This is a genomic window from Hallella colorans (assembly GCF_003096815.1).
GTDB lineage: Bacteria > Bacteroidota > Bacteroidia > Bacteroidales > Bacteroidaceae > Prevotella > Prevotella colorans.
Map to the genome: position 1 here is coordinate 1 of NZ_QENY01000020.1, position 17407 is coordinate 17407.

At 44.6% G+C, this 17407-nt stretch carries 13 protein-coding genes and 1 other RNA gene; 6 read left to right on the forward strand and 8 right to left on the reverse strand.

The annotated features are described in order from the left end of the window. Positions 1 to 421, forward strand: a 421-nt coding sequence (locus C7379_RS09745) for a transposase (protein WP_133241888.1), incomplete at its 5' end; no start/stop codon positions are given. Positions 422 to 607: 186 nt separating this feature from the next. Here C7379_RS09745 and C7379_RS09750 read toward each other — a convergent pair. The 5 genes from C7379_RS09750 to C7379_RS09770 all read right to left on the reverse strand — a co-directional run bounded on the left by C7379_RS09750 (position 608) and on the right by C7379_RS09770 (position 6741). Continuing rightward, positions 608 to 814, reverse strand: coding sequence for a hypothetical protein (locus C7379_RS09750; RefSeq protein ID WP_116617154.1), 207 nt, complete (start codon positions 812 to 814; stop codon positions 608 to 610). A 395-nt stretch (positions 815 to 1209) separates the two neighbouring features. Then, positions 1210 to 3351: a peptidylprolyl isomerase gene (locus tag C7379_RS09755; protein WP_116617155.1), complete on the reverse strand. Its 2142-nt coding sequence runs from the start codon at positions 3349 to 3351 to the stop codon at positions 1210 to 1212. Positions 3352 to 3485: 134 nt separating this feature from the next. Beyond that, positions 3486 to 4760 carry a hemolysin family protein gene (locus tag C7379_RS09760; protein WP_473234645.1) on the reverse strand — a complete coding sequence of 425 codons (1275 nt, stop codon included), beginning with the start codon at positions 4758 to 4760 and terminating at the stop codon, positions 3486 to 3488. 7 nt (positions 4761 to 4767) lie between these two features. After that, positions 4768 to 5424: an LptA/OstA family protein gene (locus C7379_RS09765; RefSeq protein WP_207773423.1), complete on the reverse strand. Its 657-nt coding sequence runs from the start codon at positions 5422 to 5424 to the stop codon at positions 4768 to 4770. 6 nt (positions 5425 to 5430) lie between these two features. Then, positions 5431 to 6741, reverse strand: coding sequence for a BamG family beta-barrel-assembly machinery protein (locus C7379_RS09770; RefSeq protein ID WP_116617157.1), 1311 nt, complete (start codon positions 6739 to 6741; stop codon positions 5431 to 5433). Positions 6742 to 7047: 306 nt separating this feature from the next. Between C7379_RS09770 and C7379_RS09775 the strand changes: the two genes are divergently transcribed. The 3 genes from C7379_RS09775 (at position 7048) to secA (ending at position 13184) form a co-directional block, all read left to right on the forward strand. Then, complete coding sequence (locus C7379_RS09775; RefSeq protein WP_116617158.1) at positions 7048 to 8217, forward strand: Lnb N-terminal periplasmic domain-containing protein; 1170 nt, start codon at positions 7048 to 7050, stop codon at positions 8215 to 8217. Beyond that, on the forward strand, positions 8214 to 9611 hold the full coding sequence (locus C7379_RS09780; protein ID WP_116617159.1) for an alkaline phosphatase family protein: 1398 nt from the start codon (positions 8214 to 8216) through the stop codon (positions 9609 to 9611). Before C7379_RS09775 ends, C7379_RS09780 begins: the two co-directional genes overlap by 4 nt. Positions 9612 to 9845: 234 nt before the next feature. Further along, positions 9846 to 13184, forward strand: a complete 3339-nt coding sequence (gene secA, locus C7379_RS09785; protein ID WP_116617160.1) for a preprotein translocase subunit SecA — start codon at positions 9846 to 9848, stop codon at positions 13182 to 13184. Between the two features lie 197 nt (positions 13185 to 13381). Here secA and C7379_RS09790 read toward each other — a convergent pair whose 3' ends face one another. The 3 genes from C7379_RS09790 to rnpB form a co-directional block, all read right to left on the reverse strand. Further along, a complete protein-coding gene (locus C7379_RS09790; protein ID WP_116617161.1) occupies positions 13382 to 13789 on the reverse strand; it encodes a YkvA family protein in 408 nt (135 codons plus the stop codon). A gap of 6 nt (positions 13790 to 13795) precedes the next feature. Further along, entirely contained in the window at positions 13796 to 14245 is a 450-nt protein-coding gene (locus C7379_RS09795; protein ID WP_116617162.1) for a hypothetical protein, read from the reverse strand. Positions 14246 to 14302: 57 nt separating this feature from the next. After that, an RNA gene (gene rnpB / locus C7379_RS09800) (RNase P RNA component class A) lies at positions 14303 to 14678 on the reverse strand. Between the two features lie 299 nt (positions 14679 to 14977). Here rnpB and C7379_RS09805 point away from each other — a divergent pair. After that, entirely contained in the window at positions 14978 to 16423 is a 1446-nt protein-coding gene (locus C7379_RS09805) for a Do family serine endopeptidase (RefSeq protein ID WP_116617163.1), read from the forward strand. Between the two features lie 224 nt (positions 16424 to 16647). After that, positions 16648 to 17181: a ligand-binding sensor domain-containing protein gene (locus C7379_RS09810; RefSeq protein ID WP_116617164.1), complete on the forward strand. Its 534-nt coding sequence runs from the start codon at positions 16648 to 16650 to the stop codon at positions 17179 to 17181. Positions 17182 to 17407 lie beyond the last annotated feature (226 nt).

Sequence of the window (17407 nt, forward strand, 5' to 3'; positions counted from 1 at the left end):
AGCGCGTATCATCACCTATGTGGATATCAAGAAGGGAAAGATGCCAAAGTTGGTGTCCTTGCTTACCAACGACTTTGACATGTCCATGGAGACTAACGTAGCCATCTACCGCAGGAGGTGGCAGATAGAGACTCTTTTCAAGCAGATAAAACAGAACTTCCCGCTTAGATACTTCTATGGCGAGAGTGCCAACGCCATCAAGATACAGATTTGGGTCACACTCATTGCCAATCTATTACTGTCACTGCTGCAAAGCTCATTGCAGAGGCGGTGGAGTTTCTCAGGGCTGGCTACTATGGTGCGCATTGTACTTATGGAATACCTCAATATGAATAATTTCTTCAACATGCCGGATGCCGACATGAAACTCATGCTTGAAGCAGCGGCTGAATCGCCACCAGAGGTAACAGAAAATGAATAAGGGGGCTTGTCACTAATATGCTGTCATCCGAACTATTGTGTCTCAATGAGTTGGAATGAGGATTTCTATGTTTAGCGGACAGTAATAATTTTTTACTGTTCATACATCTTGAACGCTGCCTGAAGACACTTGTAGTCATGGCGACTGAAGCAAGCAAGAAGTGTGCTTGACTGTTTGCCCAGGAAATCAAAGCAACAGCTGGAAGTCTGCCTGCAGGCATCGTATCTGGATCAGTTTTGTCTTGTCAATAAGTTCCTTTCCCTTGCGTTTCTTCTTAATCAGTCCGATGAAGGCCTGGCGGGCTTCCGCACGGTGGGTCTGCGGTTTCTTCACCTTGTGGCGTGCGCAGAAGTACTTCTGTTTTTTAGCATTTAGCTTTTCTATAAATGACAAATCAGAAAGAGTAGCAGGCAGATAGAAAACAATATTCCAAGGGAGCGAATATAGTATTCAATCATTTGGATTATTTTAAAACAAAATTGGTCATTAGAGACTTACGCAAGTAAAGTGTTACAAATAAATGGTAAATCTTGCATATACCATATTAGAAGAGGGCCTGAGACTTTTTTTACTTAATAATTCTAACCGCATTGACCTTTATAACCTACTGCAAGATTAACCAAACAAACTCTCTATTAAACTAACGCATTTGTCTGATTGAACGGAAAAACGAAAGGCACAACAACAGCTCCGCGTTGAATGAGCATAAAAATTACAAAGCCACGACACATTTATTAAAATGTCGTGGCTTCATAAAAATATTATTGCGATATTTTTTTTAAAATGCTTTAGAAGAACAAGTAACGGTTGTCTACAATCTTACCGTTGATATAAAGCTCATTCATATAATTTCCAGCATATTGCAACGCTTTCTGACGAAGTTTAGCCTCTTGTGCCTTTGCATCATATTTTGAAGCGTTGCGGTTACGTTGTATTACTTGGAATTGGTATACACCTGCCTGTCCTTGCACTGGACGCGCACAGAACGCTCCGGGCTTAGTAGCGTAAACGGCACCACTTAATGCCGGCTCGCTGGAACCCGTGGTCTGAACAAATACTGGGGCAGCAAATGTTACTTGACTCACTTCTGAAATAAGTGCTCCCTGCGCTTTTGCGGCTGCAATGCTCTTCACATTTTTTATCTTGGCTAACAATATCTCCGCTTTCTTTTGGCGCATCACATCTTGCTTTACATCCTCTTTAACTTGTGGATCGTTGAGATCACGATAGCCTATTGGATGGATTTTATCACAGATTACTATGAGAAGGTTATTTCCATTCTCACCACATTCATACATCTGAGACACATCGCCCTCGTGCGCATCGAAGAGCCATTTCATGGCATCGCGCGTAGAGCTGATGCCAGCCAAATAGTGCTGGGCCGTGGTAACATCCTGAGCTTCTTGTACATTGTAGCCACTCTTTGCAGCGTTTTTGATAATAGCGTCAGAAGTTTGGTTAGCACTGGCGAAAGAGCTGAACTTATTAAATATCTCGCCACGAGTCTCCTTAGAGTAGTCTATAGGCTTTTTGATAACCGCAACAGTATATTTACTAATCATGTTGCGACGATCAAGCACCTGCACGATGATGTTACCTTGGGTAAGTTGCACATTCTTTGTGCTGTTAACGCCCATGTTCATCAAGTCAGCGAGATAACCCTTGGTATCCTTATCCATGGATGGAGCGTTTTGATATTGGCGCGTAGTGAGCCACTGCTCGCCACCCTCCTGTCCATATTTCTTGGCAAGAGCCGCAAAATCAGCGCCCGCATTGAGAGCCGTATAAATGGAGTCGGCACGCTTATGAGCCTCCTCGACCGTGTTGCCACCAACCTGAATGGCGCGGAACTTCACAGAGTCGGGCAACTGTGTCTTGGCTACCAATTTCACCAAGTTCATCGTATTGTCTTGCTTATTCTCCATAGGACCTACGGTCTGGCCTACTGATATAGAATCAAGTTTTTCTGCAATGTCTGAGGGGAAAGCGTCCTTGGCGACAGGTATGCCGAGATAAGGTATCGCGGATGTACTTTTGCGAACCACATCTGATGGGTCTGCGGCTGTGGCAAGCTCGTTGAAATAGCCGTCAAACTGCTTACGAAGAGCAGCGCGATCGGCAGCAGAGGCATAGATAGGCACACTTACATATTTAATGTCGCGACTCTCCACATACTGACGGTAGCGATCCTTGACCTCGTCATAGCGCTTTTTGAGGTCTGCGTCTGATATTTTCACCTTGGCATCTTGAACGCTGGAATATGGATAAGAGGCCAACTGGATATGGCTTTCTATACTCTCTTCGTCATAGCTCATCTTGGCCTCCACTGGGTTAGAGAGGAAGCAATGGGCAAACAATCCGTTGTATTTTTGCATAAGAAGCTGCTGGCGCAGGGTCTTCTCAACGTATGTCCAATATTTGTAAATGGCTTGCATTTGCTGCGCAACCTGAGGATTGGATTTTTTTTGAACCTCATACTGAGCCAAGAATTGTTTCAACTGGTTAGCATCGAAACGCCCTGTTTGCTGATTGACAAAGGGTGTAGAAAGTAGCAATTGGTTAGTGCCGTCGCTAATAACATTCTGGAGCTCTGCATCTGTAACGGTGAGACCAAGCTTGTCGCACTCGTTCTTGATAAGCTCAAACTGAACATATCCTTGCCAAACTTGATCGCGAAGCTGGTTCAGCTGGGCGTCGTTGAGATTTTCTTGCCCCATGAGCTTCATGGCTTCTTGTGCCTCGTCCACAAGCTTGGCGAAATCCTCGTAACTGATTTTGTTTCCTAACACTTCGCCGACTTGCTGTCGTTGATTGTTGCGAGACGACTCACAAGAGCGAAAAGCTTCTTCGGCGATGAAAGCAAAAAGGCCAAAACCAATGATAATAATCAGGGTAACACCTCTGCTTCTTATTTTTCCTAATGCTGCCATTTGAATTTATTGTTTATTTTATTTGTATTTTCTATTTATTGACCAGTACACACATACTTGGTAAAATGTGTACAAATTTACTAATTAAATACCAAACGAGGGAACTTTTTACAAAGAAATTACAATTAGACTATTTATTGCGTTTCAATATGTAGCCTTACAAGCTCTATCTTCGTCATGGTGTTTTTTATAATCTTGAAATTATATTTATCTATTTTTACAACTTCGTTAAGTTTAGGGAAACTACGATATTGATGCAATATCAAGCCTCCAAGCGTCATGTATTCGTCGCTCTTGGGCAAATCAAGGTTAAACATCTCATTGATACGGTCTATTTCAAGACGTGCCGAAAGGATATAATCACCGTCGTCTATCTGCTTGGCTACATAGTTTTCAACATCATGCTCGTCTTGGATATCACCGAAAATTTCCTCTACAATATCTTCAAGCGAGATGAGGCCACTGGTACCACCAAACTCGTCTACAACAATTCCGAGGCTCTTTTTTTGTTGTAAAAAAATTCGCATTAGTTTTTGGGCGGTCATGGTCTCTGGCACGAAAGGCAGCGTGCGTACATGGTCTTGCCAATGTTCTGGCTGTCTGAACATCTCCTGTGCATGAATGTATCCTACTATATGATCAATATCGTCTTTATAGACAATAATTTTAGACTTTCCACTCTCGACAAATTTTTGTCTAAGCTCCTCGAGCGTACAGTCGTTCATATCGACAGCCTCTATTTCCGTTCTCGGCATCATGCAATCGCGTACGCGTGTGTCAGGAAAATCAAGAGCGTTTTGAAAGATCTTCACCTCGTCTTCCACTAACCTCTCGTCTGGTGCGCTGTCAATGGACGATTGGACAAGATAATCAAGGTCCACCTTAGTAAATCCCTCGTCGTCGTCTTTTGCAAGACGTATACCCACCAATCTCATGAGAACTTTTGAAAGGAATGTGGCAAACTTGCTGATTGGCCAAAGAATAATATAAAACAAAAACGCTATGGGTGCAAAAAAGGTAAGTAACCTATTTGGGTTACTCTTGAAAAGCGTTTTAGGCACAAATTCTCCCGTAAAAAGAACCACGAGAGTGGAACATATGGTATTGAGCGTGACTTGCATGCCTGCGTCAAGCCCCCTGAAAAGGGTGTTGTCGAAAAATCGGGCAAACAGAATGCCATATATAACCAGCACTACGTTATTACCAACAAGCATTGTCGAGACAAAACCATTGGCATGGCGATAAAAGAATGATATTAGTTTTTGAGATATCCGATTCTTCTCTTTGTCCATTTCGGCCAACATTCTATTACTGGAGACAAAAGCTATCTCCATGCCAGAAAAGAAAGCGCTGAACAACATGCTAACTATTATTCCCAAAACGAGAGGTAAAGAAATTTGTTCCAAAATGAATATTTTAATTGCTTGAAATTCGAATTGGGGTGGCTTGTTGGCGCAGATTTTTCAAAATACTGTCTTGCATAATACGAGCAGAATCTGAATCGCTTGTGGATCTGTCAACGTCACCTCGCTCAAAAGAACCCTTGGAATTTGATACGTAATAACGTGTCATCCGCTCATCTGAGCGAAAGTAAGTTCCTTCCAAAGTACGTTCTGGTGTGATGAGACGTGAATAAACGTTGGAATAAAGCTCATGGTTGGTTTCGTCCCAGAAAAGTCGTTCGCTCCTGAACCTCAACCCATCTTTTGTCAATATGCGTACACGCGACCTCAACTCCCACAAATGTTGAGAGTCGTAATAATAGGCCGTATCACACTGTACATAAGCATGCACATGGAATTTCTCATCAAACTGCGTGAGGAAAAGACCTTTGTCAAATATCCACCGAGATGGCGTGCGTACCTGATTTACCTCCCAACGCTCGGTTACGATACGATATTTAATAACGCCAGAATCAGAAATAAGAGTGTTAACACCCCATGTTGTCATGACCGATGCCGAATCACGGTCATTAATGGCAGGAGCAGTGTGCTCCACTTGTTTCTCACACGAGACAAAAAACAAGATTGCGGCAAAGACTATTATATAATGTAAAATTATTAAACGACGCATCATGGATTAATCCACCTTCCATTTAGCAAACCATCGCTCATTAAAAGTAAACCCGATATTAATGCGGTATGTATTGTCCTTGATATAGTTATTGGCAGCTTGTTGCGCCCATTGGAAACTAACATTCAAAATAGACCGATTGTTATATCCATTGACAACAGGAATGCCTACGCCTATACTTGCGCTGATTTCTTTCGGACCATCCTGTCCGTTTATATAATAATAAGGAGTGGCATATGATGCTCCAATTCTGTAGCGCATGCTCTTAGCTAAATTGCGACTGGATGTTTCAGGACAAAGCTCAATACCAACGGTCATTTTATGGCGGTCTTTATATGCACCGGTTTGCATGGTATAGGTGGTGAGATTGTCTTTGCCTACCTGTGTAATCGGGCTTGAAACCCTGCCCCACTGCTGCAATCTATAGTCAAATCCCAATTTGAAAACACTATTATGATTATACATTAATCCGACGCCAAAGCTGTGAGGGATTTCCAAATACAATTTATTCCCATCCGAACCTTGGTACGTGGCCGTATCAGCAACTCCCGTTTGGCTGTTGGTGGCAATTAGCTCCATTTTGGGATTGCCGCCTATTCTGTGCCCTAAACCATATACCATGCCGAGCGTCAAAGCATCTTTCTTGCTCAGATTGGCAGTATATTGCACGCCAAAATCCAACTTATAATTTCGCACATCCGCTGTGTATTTTTGAGTAAGGACATTGGCGTAGCCATCGCTATAAGCGCTTAACATGGTTTTGGTGTAGTCGCCAAACAAATAACTACCATTGACTCCTATGGACAATCCACGGAAAATTTCCCATGCCAAGCCCAGATAAACCTGCCTCAAGCCACCATGACCTTCATACGTATTGGTAGCTGTCGTCTTATTTGCGTCGTCAAGTTGCTGACTTACAGTATAGGAATAGCCAACATTAGTGTATGGCAGCAACCCAAAACTCAATCCCAAATGCCGAGCCAATCGAAAGCCTGCCACTATATATTCCACATTAGCAGTTTTTGCATTGAGTTTTTTGTTTCTCTCGGTATAATTTGAAAGTTGGCCAGATATACCAGCGTCAAAAATAAAAGAGAGGCTGTCTATAGCCGAATATGCAGCCGGGTTAAGACTATTTACCTGATTGCGCTCGTGAAAACCTATACCCAATCCGTCCATGCCTCGATTGAAACTAGAAGACTGATCTGTCTGCAACCCCAAACCAAACTGGCTATATGGCGACTTGGTGCCGCTCTGCGCAGATGCTCCTTGAGCAATTACTGCCATCAGAAAAATGGCCATCACGTATCTATTCATTGCAAGAATATTTCGTTTTATTTTCTTATCAAATCTATGTAATACCTATAAATGTTCGGCCGTCAACCCTCAGTGCACAGACAATTATCGCACATGGCACATCATAAAAGACGCTTGCCGTGAGCATAATCCAAGACACTTAATTTCTGCCAAACATCAAATAACTTTGTTTTTATAAAAGCAACTGCAAAAGTATTGAAAAAAAACGAAACAAAAGCACGTTAACTAAAAATAATAAGGTATTTTTGCATCGTGAAACATTTCAATTCTTTTTCAAGAGCACTTTGCCTCGCGGCTTTTATAATTATGACCGCGAGCGTCCATGCGCAAAATTTCCCTTCGCAAGGAGCACATATGGACAGCGTGGAAATAAGCTTGCTTACCTGCTCTCCGGGAAATGAGGTGTGGAGCCTTTACGGGCACTCGGCCATTCGCATCCAAGACAAGAGCAATGGTGAGGATGTCGCCGTGAACTACGGATTGTTTGATTACAACCAAAAGAACTTTATCATTCGCTTCATTTTCGGGCTCACCGACTACAGTGTTGGAATAGCTCCATTCCCTATGTTTTTAACGGAATATGCCCGTCAAGGACGAACCGTGGTGCAGCAAAGGTTAAATCTTTCGCCAGAAGATAAAACTTACATCATCCAAGCTATCGCCGAAAACTGCTCGCCAGCAAATCGAATTTACCGATATAACTACTTTTATGACAATTGCACCACAAGGGCACGCGACATGCTTGTCAATCATTTGAGTGGAAAAGTTGTCTACGTTGGTAGAACGAACTTGCGCTGCTCTTATCGCGAGATGGTTCATCAATGGACAGAAAATCATCGTTGGGCACGTTTTGGCAAAGACTTACTTTTAGGCGTGAAGGCAGACATGAGAAATGATTTTGCCGCAAGACAATTTTTACCAGATAGCTTGCGGGCTGACTTTGAGCATGCCATCGTTTTGGAGCCAACCCATCAAAAGCACGCCTTGGTGGACTCCACCTTTGAGGTATTGAAGGGAAACACGCAAAATTCCACAACAGAACAGAGCGTTTGGGACAATATTTCGCCTCGTATGCTCTTTGCCATTCTTGCTGTTATCATTTTCTTGACAACCGCATACGAATGTTATCGGCGCAAGACATTTTGGCTAATAGACGTGATATTGTTAACTCTCGACGGCATACCGGGGCTCATTCTTTTTGCTATGATTTTCTCCAAGCATCCGACGGTGAGCCTGAACCTGCAAATTTTATTACTTAATCCTTTGTCAATAATATTTGTATATTCCGTCGCGAAACAAGCCGCAAAACACAAATACCATTGGTTTTGGAATGTGTTAGGAGTATGCGTCATATTATTTTTCATAGGATCTGTTTTTCAAAATTACGCAGAAGGAATGAACTTTTTGGCACTGACTTTGCTTGTAAGAGTAGTGGCTAACAGGTTTATCTATAAATATCCCACACTGAAGACATGAGATATTTGGCATTTATATTAGCGGCTATTACATCGGCAGAGATGCAAGCGTTCCAGCTTGCGCCTCGGCTTGTTGTCAATATCACTATTGACCAACTGCGTACCGACTATATAGATGCTTTCGCCCCCCTCTATTCCGCTGGTGGTCTACGACGAGTTATGCACGAAGGGTTGGTCTACGATGGGGCGGGCTATCCATTCTCGCCTGTGGACAGGTCGTCGGCTACAGCCACGTTGTCAACAGGAACAACACCTTATTATAATGGTATCGTTAGCTCAAGATGGCTCGATCGAGAAACCCTTCAACCCGTTTTCTGCGTTGATGACACCAAACACATTAATTCTCCAAAACGTTTACAGACATCCACTATCGGCGACGAGCTAAAGGTAAGTACCAATGGCGCAGCCATCATATATTCTTTTGCGGCTGAAAAAGACATGGCTATCTTGGCCGCAGGGCACGCGGCCGACGGAGCATTTTGGCTAAACAAGAGTGGCACATGGCAAACCTCGACCTATTATCCTGGCATGCCCAACTGGATGAAAGCATACAACAAACTGAAAGGTACCAGCTCCACACTTGTCAATCGCAACGATCAAGTGGTAGATGCGTCTCTCCATGCCATCACGGCGGCAGCTATGGGCAAGGACGATGTGTCCGACATGCTCTACGTGTCATTGTCGGCAACCAAACCAGATAATATGCCGGTGGCTCATTGGCAAACTGAGATGGAAAGCGTATATATGCAGCTCGACAACAGTTTGGAACGACTTGTCACAGGTATAGAAAAACAGATAGGGCTTGACAAGGTGCTCATTGTCGTAACCTCGACGGGCTACACAGATGAAAGCATAGCCGACTTGACTAAGTATCACATACCCACTGGAACATTCTACATAAACCGTACAGCCAACCTTCTCAATATTTATCTTGGTGCCATTTACGGTCAAGGGCGTTATGTCGAGCAGATTTACGGCAATCAACTGTATTTCAATCATAAGTTGATTGAGCAGAAAAGAGTATCTATCTCAGAAGTGCTCAGCCGCAGCAGAGAATTTCTTGTGCAAAACGCCGGAGTGGCAGACATATACACAAGCGACCGTCTACTTGATGGCAATACAGACATCTTGAAAATCCGAAACGGATTTAATCCCACCATTAGCGGTGATATCATCATTGAGGTGGCACCCGGATGGAAATTGCTTAACGAAGACACACAACAAACATTCACCAATCGTGCGGGCTTCATGCCATTCCCCATTGTATTCATGGGAATAGGTATCAAGTCTCAACGCATATCTACTCAAATAACCGTAGACCGCATTGCGCCGACTATCGCCAAGGCCATCCGTATCCGCGCTCCTAACGCATGCAATGCTGCCCCATTATTTTGATGGTGAATAAATGAAGGATAGTATATAAGAATTTGGAGGACAAGAATAGCAAGTTATGCGTATGTGAAAATCTCATGCACGACATATCGCCTTGTTACCAAAACTTATCTCACAAGCCTTTCTACCAAAGTAACAGTCAAATTATCATTTGTTTATCCTTAAATAAATAAAACTTTTCGTAATTTTGCATCATAATTAGATATATCATCATTGCAAAAAAATAATAAATAGTATATGAACTTCAACAAAATTCTAACATCTCTCTTTGGTAACAAGTCCAACAGAGACATGAAACTTATTCAACCCCAAGTTGAAAAGGTTAAAGAAGCCTATCCCGACATTGAGAAACTCAGCAATGACAACTTGCGCGCCAAGAGCAAGGAAATACGCGAACACGTGCAGGCCGCTGCCAAACCATTTCTTGAAAAAATAGAAGAACTGAAAGCCAAAATAGAAGAAACGCCTATTGATGAGCGTGAACCCATCTTCGCAGAAATAGACAAGCAAGACAAAGACATGCTTGAAGCACTTGAAAAAGTACTCGACGAGGTCACGCCCGTGGCATTCAGCATTGTAAAAGACACCGCCCGACGTTTTGCGGAGAACGAGGAAATAGTTGTCACGGCGACAGACTTCGACCGTGAGCTGGCCGCAAATCCAGCCAATGATTTTATTTCGATTGATGGTGACAAGGCCATCTACCACAATGAATGGACCGCTGGTGGTAACAAGACAAAGTGGGACATGGTGCACTATGACGTGCAAATTTTCGGTGGTATCGCTCTTCATCAAGGTAAAATTGCAGAAATGGCCACTGGCGAGGGAAAAACACTTGTAGCAACCCTGCCAGTATTTCTCAATGCCCTCACAGGCAATGGCGTACACATGGTGACTGTCAATGATTATTTGGCCAAGCGCGACTCTGAGTGGATGGGACCGCTCTATCAGTTCCATGGCCTGTCCGTAGACTGTATCGACAAACATCAACCCAACTCCGAAGAGCGCCGAAAGGCATATAGAGCCGACATCACTTTTGGTACCAACAACGAGTTTGGCTTTGATTATTTGCGCGACAACATGGCACTGTCTCCCAAAGATTTGGTACAGCGCAGACACAATTTCGCCATTGTCGACGAGGTCGACTCCGTGCTGATCGACGATGCCCGAACTCCCCTTATCATCTCTGGCCCAATTCCCAAAGGCGACGACCAAATGTACGAGGAATACCAACCTTTGGTAGAACGTCTATACGAGGTTCAACGCAAACAAGCCACAGAATTGCTCGCCGATGCCCGGCAGAAAATCTCCGAGGGCAGAGAGAGCAAGAACCAAGATAAGATTGACGAGGGTTTCTTGAGCCTTTTTAGGTCTTTCAAAGCTCTACCCAAAAACAAAGCACTCATTAAATATCTCTCAGAAGAAGGCATCAAGTTGGGTCTTCAGAAAACAGAAGAGGTATACATGGAAAACAATAACCGCCGCATGCCCGAGGCTGTTGAGCCACTGTATTTTGTCGTAGACGAAAAACTCAACAGCGCAGATCTTACCGACAAAGGCACTGATTGGTTGGCGAAACAGGTTAAAGACAGGGATTTGTTTGTGCTGCCAGACATTGCGGCACAACTATCCGCGCTTGAAAACGAAACCAATCTTTCTGACCAAGAACGTTTGGACAAGAAAGATGACATGCTAAATCATTACGCCGTACAGAGCGACCGCGTCCATACATTGCAGCAATTGCTCAAGGCTTACACCATGTTCAACAAAGATGACGAGTACGTCGTGATGAACGGAGAGGTGAAAATTGTGGACGAGCAAACAGGACGCATCATGGAAGGAAGGCGCTGGAGCGACGGATTGCACCAAGCCATCGAGGCCAAAGAGCACGTACATGTTGAGGCCGCCACACAAACCTACGCCACTATCACGCTGCAAAACTACTTCCGCATGTATCACAAGTTGGCCGGCATGACTGGTACGGCGAGCACGGAGGCAGGCGAGTTTTGGGACATTTACAAGCTTGACGTAGTAGAGATACCTACCAACAAGCCAGTGGTTCGTCATGATCTTGAAGACCGTGTGTACAAGACAAATCGCGAAAAATATCGCGCCGTCATCGAGGAAGTGGAAGAAATGAGAAAACAAGGACGTCCCTGTCTCGTAGGTACCACCTCCGTGGAAATCTCAGAGCTACTCTCCAAGATGCTATCCATGCGCAAAATCAACCACCAAGTGCTCAATGCCAAGCTCCATCAAAAGGAGGCACAAATCGTGGCAGACGCTGGGCAGTCTACCAATGGCCTTGGCGCTGTGACCATTGCCACCAACATGGCTGGTCGCGGTACCGATATCAAGCTATCCCCCGAGGTAAAAGAGGCTGGAGGTTTGGCCATCATTGGCACCACTCGCCATGAGAGCAGGCGTGTGGATCGTCAGCTCCGCGGACGTGCCGGACGTCAAGGCGACCCCGGTTCATCCGTGTTCTACGTATCGCTTGAAGACGACTTGATGCGCAAGTTCGGCAGTGAGCGCATCGCCAAAGTGATGGATCGCTTAGGCTTTGAAGACGGCGAGCGCATAGAGAGCTCCATGATTTCAAAGAGTATCGAGCGCGCGCAGAAAAAAGTAGAGGAAAACAACTTTGGCATCCGTAAGCACCTTCTTGAGTACGATGACGTGATGAACAAGCAACGTACCGTTATCTACGAAAAGCGGCGTCACGCCTTGATGGGCGAACGCATCGGCATGGACATTTCCAATGTCATTTGGGATCGTGTGGTCAACATTATTGAGAACAACGATTACCAAGGTGCCAAGGAAGGCTTTTTCGAAGTGCTGTCCATGGAAATTCCGTTCAACGAGGACGAGTTTGAGAATGGCGACAAGCCCGCTTTGGAGGAGCGCGCTTTCCAAAGCGCAATGGCTTCTTTCAAGCGCAAGACCGATCGCATACAGGCCGACGCTTATCCCGTGATCAAAGATGTGTACGAAAATCAAGGCGATACTTACCAGTTTATCCTTGTCCCCATCACAGACGGCCGAAAAGTGATACAGCTTCGTATCAACCTGAAAGAGGCTTACGACACCGAGGGTAAGAACATCGTCAGGGAATTCGAGAAGTTTGTCATGCTAAGCATCATTGATGACTGCTGGAAAGAGAATTTGCGCCAGCTCGATGAGCTTCGTCACAGCGTGCAAAATGCTTCATACGAGCAAAAAGACCCATTGCTCATATTCAAGTTGGAAAGCGCCAAGCTTTGGGACAGCATGATAGACGACATGAACAATCGCATATCAAGTTTCTTAATGCGCGGACAAATTCCCATTCAGGTACAACAGCAAGTGCAAGAAGTTGGCGAGGAAGAGAGACCGGCACAGCGTTACAATGAGCAAAAAGACGATTATGACGAGGTGCGACGAGCACAACAACAAGCTGCCAACCAAGACACTCGCGAGCAAGCCCAACAGCGCCACCAACCCATCGTACACGACAAGATGCCACGTCCCAACGACCCATGTCCATGTGGCAGTGGCAAGAAGTTTAAGAATTGTCATGGCAAGGGACTGAGATAAACATCCCCTGCGCCATCATCAAAAGAGATGTTGCCCACTCTGTAGCAACATCTCTTTTTAGTTTATTAAATTGGATCGGACAACGCGCGCCCGCGCTTTCCATTCAAAAAACATCGGGCTACCATACCATCATTACATGCCAAGGTGCGCTATCAGTTTCTTTTCGTATAATATTAGTAGACGTCCTTTCCAACAAACTATTTATCATCCGATTTGTCAAAGAGGTGATCAGCTTCCGCCACTTCGTCCTCATCAAACCACTTGTTTAGCTTGGCGTAAGCCTTTTCCTTTATCTCGTCAGAAACACTTCCCCAAACCTTGTCTAACACATAGATGAGCACGGCCAGGTCATCGCTTAGCCCCGCTATTGGTATAGCATCCGGAATAACATCCAACGGACTGATGAGATAGCCCAGTGCACCCACGATAATAGCCTTGTCTTTTACTGACACTTTATCACTCTCCAATGTATAGTAAAGTACCAAAGCACCATATACAAACTTGGCTCCCGCGCGTTTGGCCACATGCGAGATTTTCTCCACAAAACCATTATTTGTGAATTTATCCTTGTACTTCATAAAATCGGGCAAATCTACGTTTTTCATACTTACTCAAATATTATCAGTTATATTATCATTTTTCCATTTCATTATCGCCTCTACATAATTAGCCACATCAGCATTGGCATTTTGTAGATTTTTGAGTCTCGATTTTTTTACACCCATTCTGAAAACCTTCATTATCAACGCCAATACTAAACCCACGCCAATTCCTACCATCAACGAAGTTGTTTCCGACCTCCACGGCAACATCTCTATGGGAAAAGCACTAAGCAATATAACAGGTAGCAATGCTATGATGCCATACATGGTTTGCTGTGAACGTTGCGATCCTTCACTATCCAATATGGCTTGATAGTCGAAGAGATAATCCTCCACTAATTCTTTGGTTACATGATAAGTCTCCAATTGCGGAAAACCAGCAGTGTCTCCATAACGCTCCACAAGTGAGTTCACCACATGTTCATAGTCGTTCAATATATTGGGCTGCAACTCTTTCATACATGAAAAGATAACTTGTAAAAATAAGATTTATTGCGAATAAATGGTCTAAAAAAGTAAAACAGTGCCCTGATAAGCCGGGTTCTGTATCCTCCACAAGAGAGGAGCTCCATCATTTATCTACATTACGAGTCACCTCGCAACTCCAGCGTTCTACCCTCCGTCGTTGCAGAGCATCGAGCGGGCAGCTCTATTGACGACGGTATACATGAACTTGCAGCCTCCAGACGGCACGGCATGGCGATCACCCGCCACCCGGTGGTCTCTTACACCACCTTCTCACCCTTTCCACTCACAAGGAGTGGTGGTTATTTTCTTCTGCCTACACCTACTGTCACCAATAGCTTCTACTTTCAGAAGTGGAGCGCCCTTTGCTGCCCGGACTTTCCTCTCGCATTTTAAAACGATGCCAGCGATAGAGCCGGGGCACTGTATTACAATGTGCAAATGTAACGATTTTATCCGAGAAGGGCACACTAATCAGTCATTTTTTTATTCATGTATAAACGAATGTAAAAACCATTCGCTTTCTGCTTAAGAGCCGTTAACCCCTAAAATATAATTGTTAAATACGGATAAAATGATAAGACAAATTGGCACATTCATGCATTTTGCTCCTATATTTGCAAAGACAATCATTGTAGGATGACTAATAAAGCCATTGTATAACATGGGATAGTCCATTGATAACAATTTGACATCAAATTAAACAACAAATAAAAATAATAAAGAATGAAAAAAATCTCAAATTATTTGCTTGCCGGCCTATGCGTTGTTGCATTGGCATTTTCCGCAAGTTCTTTTATCAAAGTAAACGCTTCAACCAACGAGGTGGCAATGGCGGGACAACCTGTCGATTTAACATACGCAGCCGACAAGGCATTGCCAGCCGTGGTTCATATCAGATTTGTACAAAACGCGAAGAACGAACCATCGCGCATGCAAATGGACCCATTCTCTGACTTTTTCTCAGACCCATTTGGGTTCTTCGGCCAACGCCGCCCATCAATGCCTCAAAAAAAAGAAGGCACCGGCTCTGGCGTCATCATTAGCAGTGACGGATATATCGTAACAAATAATCACGTGGTGAACGGTGCCGACGAGCTAACCGTCACACTTGAGGACAACCGCGAGTTCAACGCTCGCATTATCGGCACGGATCCAAACACAGACCTCGCGCTAATCAAAATTAACGGCAAAAATTTGCCTTCCCTTCCCATCGGCGACTCCGACAAAATCAAAGTTGGAGAGTGGGTCATAGCAGTAGGAAACCCCTTCGGCCTCAACAACACCGTTACCGCGGGCATCGTTAGTGCCAAAGGGCGATCGCTCTATCAGAATGGCGTGGAAAGTTTCATCCAGACCGACGCAGCCATCAACCGTGGCAACTCAGGTGGCGCACTGGTCAACACCAAGGGTGAGCTTATTGGTATCAACGCCATGCTCTATTCCGAGACAGGGTCATACGCTGGCTATGGCTTTGCCATCCCAACGGCCATCATGAACAAGGTGGTGGACGACCTGAAGAAATATGGCACCGTGCAACGAGCTTTCATTGGCATCAAAGGACAGGATGTCAACATGTACCTTGACAATCTGAAGAGACAAGACAAAGATGTGCCCGACCTCGGAACCAACGAGGGAGTGTATGTCGCAGAGGTTGAGGATAATGGTGCGGCAGCGGAAGCTGGCGTCAAAGCAGGCGACGTGCTCAATGGCATTGACGGCAAAAAAGTGACCAAGATGTCAGAACTGCAAGAGATCATCAATAACAAACGCCCTGGTGACAAGGCTACAATCAGTTGGATTCACAACAAGAAGAAGATGAGCAAGACCGTCACCGTGAAGAACCAGCAGGGCAACACCAAAGTTATGCGCACCGCTGACCTCGACGTGCTTGGAGCCAAGGTTATGCCCATTGATGACAACACGAAGAAAGAGCTTGGCATAAGCTACGGTTTGCAGGTGAAAGACGTGAAGAACGGAGCCTTTAAGAAGGGTGGCATTAGCAATGGCTTTATCATCATAAACGCCAACGACAGACCAATGAAAAAGATTTCCGATCTGCAAGAAGCCGTAAAGGACGCGTCCACAAGCAAGTCGCCCGTGCTCTTCATCACAGGAATGTGGCCTTCTGGCAAGACAGACTACAAAGCCATCAAAATAAGCGAAGACTAACAAGGTCAACAAATGCTAAACAATAAATTTGCTTGGCTATGACAGTCTAAACATATCGCATTGACACGAGAAAAGAGCCGCTCCTCATCAGTAAATGATGTGGGAGCGGCTCTTCTTGTTGCCGGCAGCATCATTGTAACCCATACTTGTTCTAATAAAAACCATTTTTACTTGGTCTTGTTCAAAAAAAATGTACGTTCGCATAACAATCAATTAAAAATCACATGAGTCGTTTTCTCAAGACAGTGTTTATTGCGATGTTTCTCATTTCCGAGAACATATCAGCCGCTTATCTTTTCAAGCATATAGACATCAACAATGGATTGTCTCAAAACACTGTGAGCAGCATACTGCAAGACCGGAATGGTTTCATCTGGTTCGCCACAAAAAACGGACTCAACCGCTACGATGGAACGCACTTCAGAATCTATTATCGCAAACCATCCCACGGCGCCTTGGGTAGCGACTATATCAATACACTATGCGAAACGCCCGACGGCGATATTTACATCGGTACAGACGAAGGTGTCTTCGTCTACTCATCAATCACCGACAACTTCCGGCCACTCACAACAAAGGCAGACGATGGAGTTAGCGTGCAAAACAACGTCACAGACCTAACGCTCGTTGACAATGAGCTGTTTATAGCCGCCAACGAGCAGGGGCTCTTCCGCTATAACCCGTACACGCACGCCATGCGGCATTATCCCTTGCGACATTTAGACTTGTTGAGATCGTGGGCACGAACATGGCTGTGATTAATCGAGATTGCCAACGTAAATAAAAAATCACGAAAACAGGGCCATCCGGCACACTTGTTCTACGACGACAAAATGACATTTTAGGCGCAAAATCACTCTTCGCGACAGCTTGCGCGCACACGTCACATGACGATTACACCTTTTTCACAGTCCCTTCAAGGCTTAAACGAAACACGTTTAAGCCCTATTCTTACCGCCTTTAGGGTTCCATCACCTCGTCATT